General features: G+C 41.8%; 18 protein-coding genes, 1 tRNA gene and 1 riboswitch. Of the genes, 7 read left to right on the forward strand and 12 right to left on the reverse strand.

Features of this window, described 5'->3' with window-relative positions; all coding sequences use genetic code 11:
• Positions 1-126 precede the first annotated feature (126 nt).
• The gene (locus ACLNCV_RS08720; protein WP_020901636.1) at positions 127-762 is read right to left on the reverse strand and encodes a DUF421 domain-containing protein; all 636 of its coding nucleotides are present in this window, start codon (positions 760-762) and stop codon (positions 127-129) included.
• Complete coding sequence (locus ACLNCV_RS08725; protein WP_020900359.1) at positions 759-1,214, reverse strand: DUF3290 family protein; 456 nt, start codon at positions 1,212-1,214, stop codon at positions 759-761. The genes ACLNCV_RS08720 and ACLNCV_RS08725 overlap by 4 nt, the downstream gene beginning before the upstream one ends.
• A gap of 133 nt (positions 1,215-1,347) precedes the next feature.
• Here ACLNCV_RS08725 and ACLNCV_RS08730 point away from each other — a divergent pair, with 133 nt between their 5' ends.
• The 4 genes from ACLNCV_RS08730 to ACLNCV_RS08745 all read left to right on the forward strand — a co-directional run bounded on the left by ACLNCV_RS08730 (position 1,348) and on the right by ACLNCV_RS08745 (position 4,853).
• On the forward strand, positions 1,348-2,175 hold the full coding sequence (locus ACLNCV_RS08730) for an exodeoxyribonuclease III (RefSeq protein ID WP_084930297.1): 828 nt from the start codon (positions 1,348-1,350) through the stop codon (positions 2,173-2,175).
• Between the two features lie 11 nt (positions 2,176-2,186).
• Positions 2,187-2,573 carry a bleomycin resistance protein gene (locus ACLNCV_RS08735; RefSeq protein ID WP_020901633.1) on the forward strand — a complete coding sequence of 129 codons (387 nt, stop codon included), beginning with the start codon at positions 2,187-2,189 and terminating at the stop codon, positions 2,571-2,573.
• Between the two features lie 217 nt (positions 2,574-2,790).
• Positions 2,791-2,886, forward strand: a riboswitch (purine riboswitch).
• A gap of 123 nt (positions 2,887-3,009) precedes the next feature.
• On the forward strand, positions 3,010-3,591 hold the full coding sequence (locus ACLNCV_RS08740) for a xanthine phosphoribosyltransferase (RefSeq protein ID WP_000770403.1): 582 nt from the start codon (positions 3,010-3,012) through the stop codon (positions 3,589-3,591).
• Positions 3,591-4,853 (forward strand): nucleobase:cation symporter-2 family protein, encoded by a 1,263-nt coding sequence (locus tag ACLNCV_RS08745; RefSeq protein WP_004256021.1) that lies wholly within the window; start codon positions 3,591-3,593, stop codon positions 4,851-4,853. Before ACLNCV_RS08740 ends, ACLNCV_RS08745 begins: the two co-directional genes overlap by 1 nt.
• 28 nt (positions 4,854-4,881) lie before the next feature.
• On the opposite strand, the gene ACLNCV_RS08750 is transcribed toward ACLNCV_RS08745, so the two are convergent.
• The 3 genes from ACLNCV_RS08750 to ACLNCV_RS08760 form a co-directional block, all read right to left on the reverse strand.
• Positions 4,882-5,286: a PaaI family thioesterase gene (locus ACLNCV_RS08750; protein ID WP_261012269.1), complete on the reverse strand. Its 405-nt coding sequence runs from the start codon at positions 5,284-5,286 to the stop codon at positions 4,882-4,884.
• 69 nt (positions 5,287-5,355) lie between these two features.
• A complete protein-coding gene (locus tag ACLNCV_RS08755) occupies positions 5,356-6,837 on the reverse strand; it encodes a UDP-glucose--hexose-1-phosphate uridylyltransferase (protein WP_424845105.1) in 1,482 nt (493 codons plus the stop codon).
• Between the two features lie 18 nt (positions 6,838-6,855).
• Positions 6,856-8,034 (reverse strand): galactokinase, encoded by a 1,179-nt coding sequence (locus tag ACLNCV_RS08760; protein ID WP_410011609.1) that lies wholly within the window; start codon positions 8,032-8,034, stop codon positions 6,856-6,858.
• A 164-nt stretch (positions 8,035-8,198) separates the two neighbouring features.
• Between ACLNCV_RS08760 and galR the strand changes: the two genes are divergently transcribed.
• Complete coding sequence (gene galR, locus ACLNCV_RS08765) at positions 8,199-9,203, forward strand: DNA-binding transcriptional regulator GalR (RefSeq protein ID WP_424845106.1); 1,005 nt, start codon at positions 8,199-8,201, stop codon at positions 9,201-9,203.
• A gap of 34 nt (positions 9,204-9,237) precedes the next feature.
• Here the strand turns inward: galR and ACLNCV_RS08770 are convergent, their stop codons facing one another.
• A complete protein-coding gene (locus tag ACLNCV_RS08770; protein WP_424845107.1) occupies positions 9,238-10,128 on the reverse strand; it encodes a cation diffusion facilitator family transporter in 891 nt (296 codons plus the stop codon).
• A 132-nt stretch (positions 10,129-10,260) separates the two neighbouring features.
• On the opposite strand from ACLNCV_RS08770, the gene ACLNCV_RS08775 reads away from it, so the two are divergent.
• Positions 10,261-10,797, forward strand: a complete 537-nt coding sequence (locus ACLNCV_RS08775) for a TetR/AcrR family transcriptional regulator (protein ID WP_424845108.1) — start codon at positions 10,261-10,263, stop codon at positions 10,795-10,797.
• Between the two features lie 137 nt (positions 10,798-10,934).
• On the opposite strand, the gene ACLNCV_RS08780 is transcribed toward ACLNCV_RS08775, so the two are convergent.
• From ACLNCV_RS08780 to ACLNCV_RS08800, 5 genes are all read right to left on the reverse strand, one after another.
• Positions 10,935-12,455, reverse strand: a complete 1,521-nt coding sequence (locus tag ACLNCV_RS08780) for an ABC transporter permease/substrate-binding protein (RefSeq protein ID WP_424845109.1) — start codon at positions 12,453-12,455, stop codon at positions 10,935-10,937.
• Positions 12,448-13,176, reverse strand: coding sequence for an ATP-binding cassette domain-containing protein (locus tag ACLNCV_RS08785; protein WP_424845110.1), 729 nt, complete (start codon positions 13,174-13,176; stop codon positions 12,448-12,450). Before ACLNCV_RS08785 ends, ACLNCV_RS08780 begins: the two co-directional genes overlap by 8 nt.
• A 14-nt stretch (positions 13,177-13,190) precedes the next feature.
• The gene (locus tag ACLNCV_RS08790; RefSeq protein WP_424845111.1) at positions 13,191-13,955 is read right to left on the reverse strand and encodes a nuclear transport factor 2 family protein; all 765 of its coding nucleotides are present in this window, start codon (positions 13,953-13,955) and stop codon (positions 13,191-13,193) included.
• 3 nt (positions 13,956-13,958) lie between these two features.
• Positions 13,959-14,402 (reverse strand): MarR family winged helix-turn-helix transcriptional regulator, encoded by a 444-nt coding sequence (locus tag ACLNCV_RS08795; protein WP_173875854.1) that lies wholly within the window; start codon positions 14,400-14,402, stop codon positions 13,959-13,961.
• Between the two features lie 144 nt (positions 14,403-14,546).
• Positions 14,547-15,740 (reverse strand): O-antigen ligase family protein, encoded by a 1,194-nt coding sequence (locus ACLNCV_RS08800; protein ID WP_084950229.1) that lies wholly within the window; start codon positions 15,738-15,740, stop codon positions 14,547-14,549.
• Positions 15,741-16,009: 269 nt separating this feature from the next.
• On the opposite strand from ACLNCV_RS08800, the gene birA reads away from it, so the two are divergent.
• Entirely contained in the window at positions 16,010-16,945 is a 936-nt protein-coding gene (gene birA / locus ACLNCV_RS08805; RefSeq protein ID WP_173875853.1) for a bifunctional biotin--[acetyl-CoA-carboxylase] ligase/biotin operon repressor BirA, read from the forward strand.
• A gap of 185 nt (positions 16,946-17,130) precedes the next feature.
• Here the strand turns inward: birA and ACLNCV_RS08810 are convergent.
• Positions 17,131-17,218 (reverse strand) — tRNA-Ser (locus ACLNCV_RS08810).
• Positions 17,219-17,223 lie beyond the last annotated feature (5 nt).

The raw sequence follows: 17,223 nt of genomic DNA on the forward strand, positions 1-17,223 counted from the left end.
GCCAATACTCAATGAAAATCAAAGAGCAAACTAGGAAACTAGCCGCAGGCTGTACTTGAGTACGGCAAGGCGACGTTGACGCAGTTTGAATTTGATTTTTGAAGAGTACAAGACCCCAGGTTTTTCTTATTCATAGGTTACGACTGTAACAGCACCCTTGTCATACTCAGCGATAAAGATGTTGGCTACATTGTCATGCCCTTGCTTGCTGAGATTATCAAGCAGCCACTCTTCGCTACGACCAATCGATTCCAAGACATCGACTTGGATCACACCGTCAGTCACAACTGGATACTTAGGATTTTCATCTCCCATTTGAACCACGATGAGTTGGCCATTTTGTTCTTGCACAGCTCGTTTAACTTGCTTCATCTGGAAAATCCCTTGGCTACGAAGTTTGAGGGCTACATCCGATGCAGACAAGCCAACTGAACGACAGGCTTCTGGGTCAATCTGCCCATTTTTGATGAGGAGAGTTGGTTTCCCATCAATCAAGCGTTTGACAAAGCGAACATTGTTATTGAGCCACTTTAGGGTCAAAACCAAAATCGTCCACATCATCAAAATCACTGTGTATTGCAGGATACTGATTGAACTATTGTAAATTACCCCACCGATGATACCACCAAGAACATAGTTCTGAATTTGGTCTGTCGCAGAGTTAGGTGCTAGGTTCCCCTTTCCTGTCACATTGATAACAAAAACAAGCGAGAAGAGCCCCAAGGCCAGTTTGATTAAAATTTCCATATAATTGAGTGTCATTTGTTTACCTCCACCAATTCAATAGCGTCTGTTTGATGCAATTCTAATTTCTCTAAAAGATACTTGTCTGGTTGGCTCCCGTTCATGGCACGATAGACATTTGAACCTACCTTGACAAGCGCTCCATCAGTGGCTGCAGAAGTATTGACATAGACTTCTGATTTATCCACTCCCAAGTCTTTGGAAACAACCTCTATGAAATGAAGGGAGGTTTGAAATTGATTGTTAGAGGCTTGATTGGTCTGGTATTTTGAAATTGTCACTAAAAGCATGGCCACTAAGGTCAAGGCCAAAATCATGACCAATTCCCGAAACTTAGTCCCCTTTTTATCTCGATAGGCCTTAAAGGCAAAAAATCCTGTGATAGCTAGGAGAACAATTCCAAAGCCAATCATGATTCCATTTTGTTGACTGATTTGGCTAAGCACATAGTCATATGAGTAAAATTTCATTTATTTTCACTCCCTTTCATAAAATCATTCTTAATTATAAACGAAAGAGGGTGATTTTTCAAACCATACGTTGGGGAAATAGACCTTTTTTTGGTATAATAAAATCTATAATCTGAATGAAAAAGGTAACTTTATGAAACTTATCTCATGGAATATTGATTCCCTAAACGCTGCCCTAACTAGTGACTCAGCTCGCGCCAAATTGTCCCAAGAAGTCCTACAAACCTTGGTCGCTGAAAATGCTGATATTATCGCTATCCAAGAAACCAAGCTTTCTGCCAAGGGGCCTACTAAAAAACATCTTGAGATTTTAGAAGAACTCTTCCCAGGCTACGCAAACACGTGGCGCTCTTCCCAAGAACCTGCCCGGAAAGGCTATGCTGGAACCATGTTCCTTTATAAGAAAGAACTTACACCTACTGTCACTTTCCCAGAAATCGGTGCCCCTTCTACCATGGACTTGGAAGGTCGTATCATCACTCTAGAATTTGATAAATTTTTCGTGACCCAAGTTTACACTCCAAACGCTGGCGACGGCCTCAAACGCTTGGAAGAACGTCAAGTCTGGGATGTCAAATATGCGGAGTATTTGGCTGAACTAGACAAAGAAAAGCCAGTCCTTGCAACCGGTGACTACAACGTGGCCCACAATGAGATCGACCTTGCAAATCCTGCCAGCAACCGCCGTTCACCAGGATTTACCGACGAGGAACGTGCTGGATTTACCAACCTTTTGGCAACTGGATTTACCGACACCTTCCGCCATATTCATGGCGATGTTCCAGAACGCTACACTTGGTGGGCACAACGCAGCAAGACTTCTAAAATCAACAATACAGGCTGGAGAATCGACTACTGGCTCACAAGCAACCGCGTGGCTGACAAGGTGACCAAGTCTGATATGATTGACTCCGGTGCGCGCCAAGACCACACACCCATTGTCATGGAGATTGAACTCTAAGGAGAAAACGAATGGACTATCAAGCTGTCATTCCTGAATTTGTAGTATCTGACCTCGAAAAGTCACGCCACTTCTACTGCGACTTGCTGGGATTTTCTGTCGAATACGAGCGTCCAGAGGAGAAATTTCTCTTCCTCTCGCTTGAAGACTGCCAACTTATGCTAGAAGAAGGCAGCACAGAAGAATTAGCCCAACTAACCTATCCTTTCGGGCGCGGTGTCAATATTTCCTTTGGCATTGAAGATGTCCCTCAGCTCCACCAAAAACTGCTGGAAGCTGACTATCCTATCCATCGTCCGCTAACCAAAAGAGAATTTCGAGTAGGAGATAGCTTTATATATCCCCATGAATTTGCGATTTTGGATCCAGATGGCTATTTTTTAAGATTTAGCGAATAGAAAAAATCTTTCAAATCAGAAAAAGGCATATTGTCAGATCTTGAAGAATCTTGATAATATGTCTTTTATGATGAAAAATACTTCTAAATGTTAGCCTATAATTGAGATTTTGTCAATTTTTCTTCAATTTGTTCGTTTTTTATTCCAAAACACTGACAAAACATTTGATTTCTAAAGTTATTTAGTGTAAAATAAAAACGTTGGCTCAAGCCTATTTGAAATTGAATATCATTTTACTTGTTTATGTCGTGAATTGGCACGATGTTTCTACAAGGTGCCGGAACACCTAACAATAAGTAAGTCAGAAGTGAGGTATGGTCGTTTTTGCCATGCCTATTTTGGGGACTTACTTAGAGATTAAGTAGGTCCTTTTTCTATTTCTTGCCAGAAACTATAAACAAGCAAATGGATTGGCTTTTAGACTTTAGGAGGTCTTATGAAATTATTAGAAGAGCGCATCCTCAAGGATGGGCATATCTTGGGTGACAACATCCTCAAGGTGGATTCCTTTTTAACCCACCAAGTTGACTTTAGCTTGATGCGAGAGATTGGTAAGGTTTTTGCGGAAAAATTCGCTGCTGCTGGCATTACCAAGGTTGTAACCATTGAAGCGTCAGGCATTGCCCCAGCCGTTTTTACAGCTGAAGCCTTAAACGTTCCCATGATTTTCGCTAAAAAAGCTAAAAACATCACTATGAACGAAGGAATCTTAACTGCAGAAGTTTACTCCTTTACCAAGCAAGTGACCAGCACCGTTTCTATCGCTGGAAAATTCCTCTCACCTGAGGACAAGGTCTTGATTATCGACGATTTCCTTGCTAATGGCCAAGCTGCTAAAGGCTTAATTCAAATCATCGAACAAGCTGGTGCCACAGTCGAAGCTATCGGTATTGTGATTGAAAAATCCTTCCAAGATGGCCGTGATTTGCTTGAAAAAGCAGGCTACCCTGTTCTATCACTCGCTCGTTTAGATCGTTTTGAAAATGGTCAAGTCGTATTTAAGGAGGCAGATCTCTAATGCAAACTCAAGAAAAACACTCGCAAGCAGCCGTTCTTGGCTTGCAGCACTTACTAGCTATGTACTCAGGATCCATCCTGGTTCCTATCATGATTGCGACAGCCCTTGGCTATTCAACTGAGCAGTTGACCTACCTGATTTCTACAGATATCTTCATGTGTGGGGTGGCAACCTTCCTTCAACTCCAACTCAACAAATACTTTGGAATTGGACTCCCAGTCGTTCTCGGAGTTGCCTTTCAGTCGGTCGCTCCCTTGATTATGATTGGGCAAAGCCATGGTAGTGGCGCTATGTTTGGTGCCCTTATCGCATCAGGGATTTACGTGGTTCTTGTTTCAGGCATTTTCTCAAAAGTAGCCAATCTCTTCCCATCTATCGTAACAGGATCTGTTATTACTACGATTGGTTTAACCTTGATTCCTGTCGCTATTGGAAATATGGGAAATAACGTTCCAGAGCCAACTGGTCAAAGTCTCTTGCTTGCTGCTATTACTGTTCTGATTATCCTCTTGATCAACATCTTTACCAAAGGATTTATCAAGTCTATCTCTATTTTGATTGGTCTGGTTGTTGGAACCGCTATTGCTGCTAGCATGGGCTTGGTTGATTTCTCTCCTGTTGCAGCAGCACCACTTGTCCATGTCCCAACTCCACTCTACTTTGGGATGCCAACCTTTGAAATCTCATCTATTGTCATGATGTGTATCATCGCAACGGTGTCTATGGTTGAGTCTACTGGTGTTTATCTAGCCTTGTCTGATATCACAAAAGATCCAATCGACAGCACGCGCCTGCGCAACGGTTACCGTGCAGAAGGCTTGGCCGTACTTCTCGGAGGAATCTTTAACACCTTCCCTTACACAGGATTTTCACAAAACGTTGGTTTGGTTAAATTGTCAGGTATCAAGACTCGCCTACCAATCTACTACGCAGCTGGTTTCCTGGTTCTCCTTGGACTCCTTCCTAAGTTTGGTGCCCTTGCTCAAATCATTCCGAGCCCTGTCCTCGGTGGTGCCATGCTGGTGATGTTTGGTTTTGTATCGATTCAAGGGATGCAAATCCTCGCCCGTGTTGACTTTGCTAACAATGAACATAACTTCCTTATCGCAGCTGTATCAATCGCTGCAGGTGTCGGACTCAACAACAGTAATCTCTTTGTCAGCATGCCGACAGCCTTCCAAATGTTCTTCTCAAACGGAATCGTCGTAGCCAGCCTACTCGCCATTGTCCTCAATGCCGTATTAAATCATAAAAAGAAATAAAAAAAGAGGTGGGAGCCTCTTTTTTGTGTTATATCCTCACCCGTCTTTCTTCTGACCGCTGTCCTGTTACAAACATGGTAAAGGTTGCTTTGCAGACGTTTCTGCCTTCTTGATTGGTGATATCGACATCTACCACACAAGTTGTGCGACCTTGATGGACACATTCTCCTTTTATTGTCAATACATCATCAAGTTTTCCTGCCTTGAGGTAGTTGATAGAAGACTGGAGTGTCACTCCATCAAGTCCCAAAGATATGACCACCAAACCACTGATCTGGTCGCAAAGGGTAAAGAGATAGCCACCATGGGCATTGCCATAGTAGTTGAGCGACGAGTCCACTACTTTGGTCGTCACCACAACATGACCATCTCTCATTTTTTCTATTTCGTAATTTTCAAAGGCAGATATAGCGTCAAAATGAAAATCTTTCATCGTTTCCTCCTGATAGTTCAAACGACACTATGATACTACTTTTTATAGGACTGTGCAAGGAGAAAGCTCCTAGTCTGGTAAAATTCCAACCTGCTCAACAAAGCGCATAAAGGCTGCCTGTCCCTGCTCCGTCTGCTTGTAAACCCCTGCATCCTCCAAAACACGCGCAAAGATAGCACCCACAGAGTCCTTGACAATTTCAAGGGCTTTTTCTTTATCTGCTAGGTCCGGATGTTGGGCTTTGAGCTGGTCTGCCCATTCCTGATGATAGTCGGCAACTGAGACTTCTTCTCCCACGAGGTAGCTGGCGACTTGCTCCACTTCTGCTTTCAAACGAGGTGGCAAGATAGCCAAGCCCATGACCTCAATCAAGCCGATATTTTCCTTCTTGATATGTTGAACATCCTTGTGGGGATGATAGATGCCATCAGGATGCTCTGGCGATGTCTGATTGTCTCGCAAGACCAAATCCAACTCAAACTGACCATCGCGTTTACGAGCAATGGGTGTAATGGTATGGTGTGGTGTCCCGTCTGTCTCTGCCAAAATCTGCACTTCAGGGTCTGAATACTGACGCCATTCCTGCAAAATCTTATCAGCTAAGTTGATCAAATCTTCTTTGGAATCCGAAGTCAAACGCAACACTGACATAGGCCACTTGACAATCCCAGCCTTGACCTGCTCAAAACCAGCAAATCGGAAGGTCTTTTGCAAGGGAGCCAATTCCATAGGAAAGACATGACGGCCTCCCTGATTGTGATCATGAGTTAGAATAGAGCCTCCCACAATCGGCAAGTCGGCATTAGAGCCAGCAAAATATCCTGGAAACTGCTCTACGATAGCCAACAAACGCTCAAAACTCTGACGACTAATGACCATGGGACGATGCTGGCCATCTAAAAAGATACAGTGCTCATTAAAGTAAGCATAGGGCGAATACTGGAATCCCCACTCCTGACCAGCCATTTCAAAACGTATAATACGGTGGTTGCTGCGAGCTGGGTGGTTAACTCGACCAAGGTAGCCCTCATTCTCTAGACAAAGCTGACACTGAGGATAATTACTAGCTTGCACCAACTTGGCTGCCGCAATCTCTTTCGGATCCTTCTCAGGCTTAGAGAGGTTGATGGTAATTTCAAGCTCTCCGTAATCAGATTGAACACGATAAGCGATATTTTTAGCAATAGCCTTGAGTTTGATGTAGTCATTCTTCTGACTGAGTTGGTAGAAATTCGCTATCGCTTGCTCAGGAGATTGGGCATAGGTTGCCCAGAAGTCACGATTGACCTGACTTGGACAAGGAGTTACCAAGTTCATCAGTTCAGCACCGAGAATCTCACGCGCAGTCTGACTATCCTCAATCGTCTCTAATCGAACGGCTTCCTCAACCAACTGGTCTTTGAGGTCAATCAATTTATCTAGACCAGTCTCAACTTCCAAAACACCATCTCCCACTCGTGCCAAGACACGATTGGTCAGGTAGATTCGATCCATTTCCTCAAATGAACTTTCAGCAATAACGTGTGTTACAAATTTATCTACTAAGGTCACTATAGAGCCTCCTTTTAACTAGTCAAGGACGCGAGTGCCACCTGCAACTTCAGCGATATAGAAGCTTGGAGCGTAGCCAACTACTTCCTCGTAGTGTTTGCCAACAGCTTCCTTAAAGGCATCAACAGTGTCTTTTTGCACCAAGGCAATGGCACATCCGCCAAAACCTGCCCCTGTCATCCGAGCACCGAGAACTCCTTCTTGATCCCAAGCTGTGTGAACAAGAGTATCCAATTCCAAACCAGTTACTTCATAATCATGCTCTAGGGAAACGTGTGACGCATTCATCAAACGACCAAATGTTCCCAAATCTCCTGCTTGAAGGGCTGCTTGAGCCTTAAGGGTACGTTGGTTTTCAAGCACAGCATGGCGAGCACGTTTCAAACGGTTTTCGTCTTTAATCAGATAGCTATATTGATCAAAGGCCCACTCGTCTAATTCACCCAAGGTCTGAATATCCAAGGCAGCTTGCAACTCTTCCACTGCTTTTTCACACTCAGCACGGCGTTCATTGTATTTAGAGTCCGCCAATTCACGGCGTTTGTTGGTGTTCATGATAACAACGACATTGTCCTTCAAATCAAGTGGTACCAAATTATAGTCTAAAGTGTTAGTATCTAAGTAAATAGCACGTTGATCAGCCCCCATACCTATAGCAAACTGGTCCATGATACCAGAGTTGACTCCGATAAAGTTATTTTCTGTTTGTTTGCCGATTTTAACCAAATCGAGACGCTCTAATTTTAAATCAAAGAGATGCTCTGCCACGACTCCTGTCAAAAGTTCCAAGGATGCTGAAGAAGACAAGCCAGCACCATTTGGGATATTCCCATAAACATAAAAATCAAAACCTTTGTCAATCACGTGTCCAGCTTCTTGCAAGAAATGAAGGACACCTTTTGGATAGTTGGTCCAGTTGTGCTCTTTTTCAAACTTGAGGTCGGCGAGAGGCACTTCGATGATGCCCTTGTCCTCAAAGTTAGCTGAGTAGAAACGTAAAACTTGGTCGTCACGCTTACGAGCTGCACCGTAAGTTCCCAAGGAAATAGCAGCAGGAAAAACGTGCCCACCGTTGTAGTCTGTGTGTTCACCAATCAAATTGATACGACCTGGTGAAAAGAAAGTTTGGTCTGCTTCTTGACCAAAAACAGCAAGAAAGTCTTTGCGAAGAGTTTCAGCAGTAAGATGTTGTGTCATATGATTTCTCCTTTTACTGTCCGTTAAGTCACCTTAACGTGTAATCGTTTTCTTCTATTGTATCCAAGGGATTTTCCAAGGTCAATCCTTTTTACTAAAATTTTACTAAACTATCGGTAAAAAGCAGAAAAATATGATATACTAACCTTAAAGAAGGAGGATTTATGGCTACTTTAAAAGACATTGCACAGCTAGCCTCTGTCTCTATCGCGACCGTATCCCGCGTCCTCAATCGCGACCAGAGCCTATCTGTTACAGAAGAAACCAGACACCGTATTTTAACTGTTGCTGAAGAGTTGGGCTACACTAAGCACCTCAAGACAGGCGAGTCCCACAAGCCCAAGCAAAAGATTGCCATTATCCAATGGGTCAGCGAACAAGGGGAACTGGACGACCTCTACTACTACCAGATTCGCCTAGGCATAGAAAAAAGAGCCCAAGAGTTGGACTATGATATCTTGCGCTATTTTAATGACCATCCTTTTACATTAAGCGAGGAAGTGATTGGGATTCTCTGCATCGGAAAGTTTAGCCGAGCTCAGATTTCTGCCTTTGAAGAATACCAAAAGCCTCTTGTCTTTCTAGACAGTGATACTCTTTCGCTAGGACATACCTGCATTATCACGGACTTTTACACTGCCATGAAACAGGTTGTCGATTATTTCCTCAGTCAAGGGTTGAATCGCATTGGGATTCTAACAGGTCTTGAAGAAACAACTGACCAAGAAGAAATCATTGAGGATAAGCGGCTGGAAAATTTCAGAAACTACAGTCAAACAAAAGAAATCTATCATGATGAACTGGTCTTTCAAGGAAGCTTTACTGCCCAGTCTGGCTATGACTTGATGAAGGAGGCTATTCAGAACTTAGGAGACCAACTCCCACCAGCCTTTTTCGCAGCTAGCGATAGTTTAGCCATCGGTGCCCTCCGTGCGCTCCAAGAAGCTGGAATCAGCCTACCAGACCGCGTCAGCCTCATTTCCTTTAACGACACTAGTCTGACCAAGCAAGTCTATCCTCCCCTCTCCAGCATCACCGTCTATACCGAAGAAATGGGCAGAGCAGGCATGGATATTCTTAATAAGGAAGTACTCCACGGTCGGAAAATACCTAGCCTGACTATGCTGGGAACCAGACTGACTCTGAGAGAAAGTACAAGGAATGAATAGGATAACAAAACGACCTCTAGCGAGGTCGCTTTTTCTAGTGTTGATGCCCATGGGGTTGCTCTAAGGTTGTTACCCTCCGTTTATGTTGCGCATGATTGCTTTCGCTGGCATCCACTTCGATGGTAATATTCTGAATTCCTCTTTCTTCTAAGAGCTGACGCACTTGATTCTTTGTTGCTATCATCTGCTCCCAATCCTCTAAACAGAGATGAATAATGGCATTATTTTCCAGACCATCCATGGACCAAATGCTAAGTTGATTGACACTTTTGACATTGATCAAAGCCTCCAAATCCTTCTCCAAATCACCCGTCTCTACTCCTTCTGGTACAACATCCAAGAAAATCTTTAACGCGCTCCAAAAGCGAGGAATAGCTTTTGTTAGAATGAAGATAGAAATGACAAGCGATAAGAGCGGATCAAGGATATACCAATCTGTAAATCTGAGGATAATCGCCATTAGAATGACAGCCAACCAACCAAGAGTGTCTTCCAAAAAATGCAGGCTAAGAATTGACTCGTTCTTTGTTTTCCCCTTACGAACTACCAGACTTGCTAGCACATTAATGGCTACTGCAATGATTCCCAGCCAGAGGATGCCTTCCTCATTGACGGGTTGCGGGTGAACAATCTTTGTGACATTTTCCAAGATCACTAGGACAGACCCTATCATAAGAATCACAGCCGTTAGCATGGCTCCTAAAAGACTAAAACGTTTGTAACCCAAGGTGTACTGTCTATCTTCTTCACGGTTTGAAATTGTTTCTAAAAGGGCTGAGATGCCAATGGCTATAGCATCTCCCAAGTCATGAACGGAATCAGCAAGAACTGCACTCGAACCAAAGATTCCTCCTGCGATAAACTCAACAATCGCATAGCTTAAATTTAAGAAAAAAGCTAACCAGATAGATGTTTTAGAACTCATTTCTCTCCCTCCTTTGGTATAATGGGTATATACATACTTCTTTCATTTGTATTATCTAATAAAATTCAAAGAAAGGATAGAAGCAAACTGTCAGCCATGTTCAGTTCTGAACAGTTTGTCTCAAGTGTCTACATGCCAAAAAGAGACCGTCGAGTCAGCAAGACGAAAAAAGCCATCTATCAAGCTTTTTTACAACTTTTGAACGACAAAGGCTATGATGCCACTACTGTTCAGGATATCATTGACCTAGCAGATGTTGGGCGTTCTACTTTTTACTGTCACTATGAAAGCAAGGAACTCCTTTTAGATGAGCTCTGTCGCTACCTCTTTCATCATCTCTTTGAAAGGGAAGGACACTTTACTACCGAGTACTACCTCGCACATATCTTTTTACATTTTCAGAAAAACCAGGACCATGTTACCAGTCTGCTATTTTCCAAAAATGACTACTTCCTCCGTCAACTCCATAAAGAGCTAGAACACCATGTCTATCCCATGTTGGCTGATGAGTTAAAAGAAGCCCACACTAATCTGCCTACTTCTTACCTCCAACACTTGGTCGTGTCCAACTTTATCGAGACATTGACCTGGTGGCTCAAAAAAGGACAAGACTTTACATACCAGGAAGTTGTCCAGTTTTATCTAGACCTTCTCATTCCTAAAAATTGAATACAGAGTAGAGCTCAGTTGCCTTATTTCTAGGCTACTGAGTTTTCATCTTTTCAACAATCAAAAAAGCCCAGACGACATTGTCTGAGCATTCTTTTCTATAGTCGTTTAAGCAAGTTGAGTTTGATATTTTCAAACTATTTCTTCAACAAACCTTGTTCTTGGAGAAACTCTTTGGCTACTTGTTCTGCTGACTTCCCTTCAACACCGACTTGGTAGTTGAGCTGGCTCATCTGGCTTTCAGTAATTTTACCAGCCAATTTATTGAGAACTTTCTCCAACTCAGGATGTTTCTTGAGAAGAGCTTCTTTCATGAGTGGAGCTCCTTGATAAGGTGGGAAGAGTTGCTTGTCATCTTCCAAGACCTGCAAATCATAACGCGCCAACTCTGCATCTGTCGAATAGGCATCCGTGATTTGAATATTACCTGACTGAATCGCCTGATAGCGAAGGGCTGGCTCCATGGTCGCTACATTGAGATTGAGACCATACATTGATTGCAAGCCCTTATTGCCATCTTCACGGTCATTAAATTCTAAAGTAAAGCCTGCCTTCAACTGTCCTTCCACTTTTTTCAAGTCTGAAATGGTCTTCAAGCCATATTCTTGAGCAATCTTTTTCGGAACAGCTACAGCGTAGGTATTTTGATAAGACATGGGTTTGAGATAGGATAGATGATCCTGTTTGGCAATGCCATCACGCGCCACATTATAAACTTGCTCTGGCTCATGACTCACTTTCGGTGATGGTTGCAGCAAACTTTCAGTCACCGTACCGGTAAATTCAGGATAGATATCAATATCCCCTTTTTTCAGAGCTTCATAGAGGAAGCTTGTTTTCCCAAAATTCGGCTTAACAGTCGCAGTCATACTGGTATTTTCTTCAATCAGTAATTTATACATATTAGCCAAAATTTCGGGTTCCGGTCCCAATTTCCCAGCAATAACCAAGTTTTCTTTCTCTTTTTGAGCTAAGAGGGCTGGGCTATAAGACAGACCGAGCAATATTGTCACCAAGGCAAAACCAGAAAAAATCGTCCGCAATTTTGCCTTTTCCATCACTTTTAGTAGGAAGTTAAAGGCAATAGCAAGCACTGCAGAAGAAAGTGCCCCGATCAAAATCAAACTAGCATTATTACGGTCAATTCCCAAAAGGATAAAGGAACCTAGCCCCCCTGCACCAATCAAGGCAGCCAAGGTTGCTGTACCGATAATCAAGACCGCTGCCGTCCGAATCCCAGACATCATAACCGGCATGGCAAGCGGAATTTCAAACTTCTTGAGACGCTCCCATCTAGTCATCCCAAAGGCAATCCCAGCCTCTTGTAGACTCGGATCAATTCCCTTGAGCCCAGTGATAGTATTTTGCAAAATCGGAAAGATCGCATAAATCACTAGAGCTGTCAAAGCCGGCAAGGTTCCAATTCCCATCAAGGGAATAAAGAGCCCTAACAAGGCCAGTGACGGGATGGTCTGGAAAATCCCTGCAATCTGTAAGACCCAATCCGCCAACTTCTCATGATATCGAAGATAAACAGCCAAGGGGATCGCTATAAAGATAGCCAGCAACAAGGTCAAAAGTGACAACTGCAAATGTTGAGATAGAGCTGTCAACCAATCACTAAAACGATCCTGAAAAGTTGTAATTAAATTAGTCATGAACACTACCTCCAAACAAGTCTGCTACAAAGTCTGTGGCAGGAGCTTTTAAAATAGTCTCGGGATTCGCCACCTGACGAATCTCTCCATCCTGCAAGACAGCAATACGGTCCGCCAACTTCAAGGCCTCATCCGTATCATGGGTTACAAAAATAGTTGTCATCCCAAACTCTTTATGCAATTCTTTCGTCAAAACCTGCAACTGTTTTCTCGAAATCGCATCCAAGGCTGAAAAGGGTTCATCCATGAGGAGAATCTTAGGCTGACCAATCATAGCCCGTACAATTCCAACCCGTTGCTGTTCTCCACCAGACAATTCACTCGGAAGTCGATGTCCATACTCAGCTACTGGCAAGCCAACCTTGTCCAAAAGCTCTTCTGTTTTCTGAGCAATTTTTTCCTTAGTCCATCCCTTCATCTCAGGAATCAGGGCAATATTTTCCGCGACCGTTAGATTAGGAAAGAGAGCAATAGCCTGTAAAACATAACCAGTAGAAAGACGAAGTTCACGCTCATCATAGTCTTTGATGCGCTTGCCATCCATATAAATATTTCCATCAGTCGGTTCCAAGAGGCGGTTGACCATCTTGATCATGGTCGTCTTACCTGATCCAGATGGACCAACTAAAACCATAAACTCGCCATTCTCAATCCGTAAATTAACATCTCTCAAGACATCTTTTTCTGTGTAGCGTAGCGCCACATTTTTGTATTCAATCATTCTGTATCCTCAATTTAAAACTTCCCTCTATTGGTCAAGTCTTCTACCTTAGGCATGACTTCCTTATTATCCCAATGTTCCACAATTTTCCCGTTTTCTAGACGGAAGATGTCATACTGGGAATAGGCAACTCCACCAATCTGAGTCTGACCATAGCTAACCACATAGTTTCCTTGTCCTAAGAGTTGGAAAACAAAGTCAAAAGTGACACCATGTTCTACTACATAGTTTTTATAAGCATCACTTCTTTGTCCAATCTCATGATTATGCTGAATCAAATCCTCTGCCACATAATCGCTCCACCGCTCTAGCTCCCCATTTTGGAAAATTTCTGTCAAGAAACGATGAACCAACTTTTTATTTTCTGTTGTCTTATCCAAATCCTTGATTTCAAAATCTCCAAAGATTTGATCTAGTTGCCCATTTTCAGGTGTGCGATAGTAGTCAATAACGTCCCAATGCTCAACGATACGACCATTCTCATCCGCACGGAAAGTATCCGTCGTCACCCATTGAGCTTCTCCACCATTCAGATATTGATGAACATGGACAAAGACCAGATTGCCGTCCTCAATAGTGCGGACAATCTTAATCTGACGCTCTGGATGGCGCTCGAAGAAATTTGCAAAGAAAGTAGCAAATCCTTCTTTCCCATCAGGCACACCTGTTGAGTGTTGGATGTAGGTATCCCCTACAGACTGGGCTTGGGCCTCAGCAACTCGTCCGTCTTGAATAGCATGAATGTATAAATTTTGTGCATTTTCAACTTGTTTTGACATATTCTAAACCTCATTTTCCTTCTCTTTCAAATTAGCCAAAATTCTTTCTTGAAAACCTTCAAACTGACGAATTTCTTCCTCTGAAAATCCTTTGTAAAAGATAGTATCCAATTTCTGACTGACACGATGCCCCACTTCTTTTTGGGCCAGCCCCAACTCTGTTAAAACTAAATATTTCTTCCTCTTATCTTTTCCACATGGACTAATCGCTACAAGATTTTGTTCCTCTAGCTTTTTAATCATAGTCGTCAGTGTATTGTTAGCAAGCCCAGTCGCAAGTGCAATGTCTGTCGCAGTTGCACAGCCAGTTTCACTATTCCATAAAACCGCTAAAATCTTGCCCTGTTCACTCCGATAAAGAGCTTCAGGGTCTTGGCTCAGTAACTTTTGAAAAATCCGCCCATTCAACAAACGAATATGATGGGCTACCAAATGACTATCTTTCATAACACCTCCAATTTATTTCGATATCGAAATGAATAAAACAATTGTAACACTCATCGTTCCAACTGTCAACTATTTCGATTTGGAAATAATTTTTCCTAGCAAAAAAATCTCCCACCCAAGGTAGAAGATTTGAATCTAATAAACTTAATCCGTCATGTCCGATACCAATGTTCGATGCTCCAACGGAATACTGCACATAACTAGCAAGAAAATGAAACCTGACTGAATCCAGAAGAGGGCCAAGTCAAAGATTCCATGCACAGCAACCACTGTAAGGAAAGATAGATAAAGACCTATAATCGGACGTTTCCCCGACTCCTGACTCATATCCATCATCAAGCGAACAGGAGCCACAGAAGACAAAACTAGTAAAATAGTCCCTACAATTCCGTAACTCAGAATCGTATCAATATAAAGACTGTGAGCATGTTCATGATAAGGAGCATTTATCCGAGGATACGAGTGCATGTAGGTCAATGGCCCTTCACCCCAAAAAGGATTTTGCTTAAACAAGGCCATCCCAGCATCCCAGATAGAAATGCGTTCTTCCATAGAAGAGTCTAAAGTCCCCATCCGAACTCCTAAATCACTAGAAAAGAGGAAACTCAATCCGATTGCGAAGACCCCAATACTAAGCCAAAAGGCCTTCCAGTTTTTAATGGTCGTAAAGAGATAAATAATGGCTCCAGCGATAATAGCAGGAAAGGCAGTTCGATTTTGCGTAAAGTTCAAACCAAAGAGATTCACAAAGCCTGCAAACACACAGAATACTTTCAACCAATTCAATTTGGTCGTTGTAAACAGATAGAAAGCAATCATTATACAGAAACAACAAATAATTCCATAATAATTAGGATTAAAGAAGGTCACTTCTGCACGATTCTGATGCCACACCTGCATATTGGGTGAAAGAAAAGCATAGTTGAATTTCTTCACAATTTGGAAATGTTCTAAACTCGCAAAAGCAGCTGACAAGACGCTACCAAACAAGACGAGCTGCAAAATCAATCGAAAGAATTTATGTGATAAAATCGACTGATAATGCAAAAAGAAAACAGTAAATAGAAAAATTCCTACTGAAGCCACAACTCCCATCCAATTTTGTGCAAAAACGGATATAACAGTACTATAGCCAAGAAAAAGAAGCAGCATCGGATGCTCCCCCATTTTCTGAAGAATACTTTTCATGTCTCCTGTGAAAATTAAACTGATAATATATAAACAGAATACAACTACAAAAAGATAAAAGGGTAAAAAGATACTCAGGATAATTCCCAATAAAATCAGCTCTTTACTAGACAACCCTTTCAGCTTTTCAATAAAGCCTATTGATTTCAAAATGAATCCTTTCTCTCCAAATCAGTTGATTCAGATAATAGTAAGCTATCCTATATTGTACCACTTTTTTAGCAATTTGAAAACAAAGGAAACGCTTCCTAGTTAAAAAAGGAGCAAAAATACTGAGATTTCACACCTCAAGCTTAATGACTACATTTACTCTAAGAAAATCATACCGTAAATACTAGGCATATGTTAAAATAGTAGTAATTAAGCAACTAGCCAAACTAGATTCAAATCAGATACTATTCCTAAAGAAAGGAAACACTATGAAATCTTACCAAGCTGTCTACCAAATTCTAGCTAAAGATGCCAACTATATCAGCGGAGAAAAAATCGCAGAAGAACTATCCCTCAGCCGAACATCAATTTGGAAAGCCATCAGGCGGCTAGAACAAGAAGGCATTGAAATTGATAGTATCAAAAACAAAGGCTATAAACTGGTGAGTGGAGACCTTATTCTTCCAGAGATTCTAGAAGAAAACCTTCCAATTAAAGTCAGTTTTAAACCCGAAACAAGATCAACACAACTCGATGCAAAAGAAGCAATTGATTTAGGAAATGAAGCAAACACCCTCTATCTAGCTTCCTATCAAACAGCAGGACGAGGCCGTTTTCAACGCTCCTTCTACTCCCCACAAGGTGGCATTTATATGACCCTCCATCTCAAACCAAATCTCCCTTACGACAAATTACCATCCTACACACTACTTGTAGCAGGAGCTATCTACAAAGCCATTAAGAACCTAACTTTAATAGATATCGACATAAAATGGGTCAATGATATCTACCTCAAAAATCAAAAAATTGGAGGAATCCTCACTGAAGCAATGACCTCTGTGGAAACTAGCTTAGTCACAGATATCATTATTGGAGTAGGAATCAACTTCACTATTAATGATTTCCCACAAGAATTAAAAGAAAAAGCTGCTAGTTTATTTAAAACACCAGCACCTATTACCAGAAATGAATTAATCATAGAAATCTGGCGCACTTTCTTCGAAACACCAGCAGAAGAACTATTATACCTATACAAAAAACAGTCATTCGTTCTAGGAAAAGAAGTTACTTTCACACTAAATCAAAAAGACTACAAGGGACTTGCTAAAGATATCTCAGAAAATGGCAAACTTTTAGTTCAATGTGATAACGGAAAAGAAATCTGGCTAAATAGCGGAGAAATTTCACTCAAGAGTTGGAAGTAGTAATAAACAAGCACAATCATAAAATCAACAATATATAAAGATTTTAGCTTTTCTGCAGCCCACTACAGTTGACAAAGAGCGCAAAAAAACTTCAGATAAGTAATCCAATTAAGTTTTACAAATCTGAAGTTTTTATTCTACTATTCTTAAAAATACAAAAAAAGAGTTATAAACTCTCAATAAAACGGAGAATAAGGGATTCGAACCCTTGCGCCAGTTACCCGACCTAACGATTTAGCAAACCGTCCTCTTCAGCCTCTTGAGTAATTCTCCTATTA

Source organism: Streptococcus sp. CL5.50 (genome assembly GCF_049738015.1).
In the GTDB taxonomy this organism is placed as follows: Bacteria; Bacillota; Bacilli; order Lactobacillales; family Streptococcaceae; genus Streptococcus; species Streptococcus mitis_CA.

What these genes read in the sequence shown, in the direction of transcription:
- ACLNCV_RS08720 (WP_020901636.1), bottom strand. Translation starts at nt 762, where the DNA reads ATGACACTCAATTATATGGAAATTTTAATCAAACTGGCCTTGGGGCTC.
- ACLNCV_RS08725 (WP_020900359.1), bottom strand. Translation starts at nt 1,214, where the DNA reads ATGAAATTTTACTCATATGACTATGTGCTTAGCCAAATCAGTCAACAA.
- ACLNCV_RS08730 (WP_084930297.1), top strand. Translation starts at nt 1,348, where the DNA reads ATGAAACTTATCTCATGGAATATTGATTCCCTAAACGCTGCCCTAACT.
- ACLNCV_RS08735 (WP_020901633.1), top strand. Translation starts at nt 2,187, where the DNA reads ATGGACTATCAAGCTGTCATTCCTGAATTTGTAGTATCTGACCTCGAA.
- ACLNCV_RS08740 (WP_000770403.1), top strand. Translation starts at nt 3,010, where the DNA reads ATGAAATTATTAGAAGAGCGCATCCTCAAGGATGGGCATATCTTGGGT.
- ACLNCV_RS08745 (WP_004256021.1), top strand. Translation starts at nt 3,591, where the DNA reads ATGCAAACTCAAGAAAAACACTCGCAAGCAGCCGTTCTTGGCTTGCAG.
- ACLNCV_RS08750 (WP_261012269.1), bottom strand. Translation starts at nt 5,286, where the DNA reads ATGAAAGATTTTCATTTTGACGCTATATCTGCCTTTGAAAATTACGAA.
- ACLNCV_RS08760 (WP_410011609.1), bottom strand. Translation starts at nt 8,034, where the DNA reads ATGACACAACATCTTACTGCTGAAACTCTTCGCAAAGACTTTCTTGCT.
- galR (WP_424845106.1), top strand. Translation starts at nt 8,199, where the DNA reads ATGGCTACTTTAAAAGACATTGCACAGCTAGCCTCTGTCTCTATCGCG.
- ACLNCV_RS08770 (WP_424845107.1), bottom strand. Translation starts at nt 10,128, where the DNA reads ATGAGTTCTAAAACATCTATCTGGTTAGCTTTTTTCTTAAATTTAAGC.
- ACLNCV_RS08775 (WP_424845108.1), top strand. Translation starts at nt 10,261, where the DNA reads ATGCCAAAAAGAGACCGTCGAGTCAGCAAGACGAAAAAAGCCATCTAT.
- ACLNCV_RS08780 (WP_424845109.1), bottom strand. Translation starts at nt 12,455, where the DNA reads ATGACTAATTTAATTACAACTTTTCAGGATCGTTTTAGTGATTGGTTG.
- ACLNCV_RS08785 (WP_424845110.1), bottom strand. Translation starts at nt 13,176, where the DNA reads ATGATTGAATACAAAAATGTGGCGCTACGCTACACAGAAAAAGATGTC.
- ACLNCV_RS08790 (WP_424845111.1), bottom strand. Translation starts at nt 13,955, where the DNA reads ATGTCAAAACAAGTTGAAAATGCACAAAATTTATACATTCATGCTATT.
- ACLNCV_RS08795 (WP_173875854.1), bottom strand. Translation starts at nt 14,402, where the DNA reads ATGAAAGATAGTCATTTGGTAGCCCATCATATTCGTTTGTTGAATGGG.
- birA (WP_173875853.1), top strand. Translation starts at nt 16,010, where the DNA reads ATGAAATCTTACCAAGCTGTCTACCAAATTCTAGCTAAAGATGCCAAC.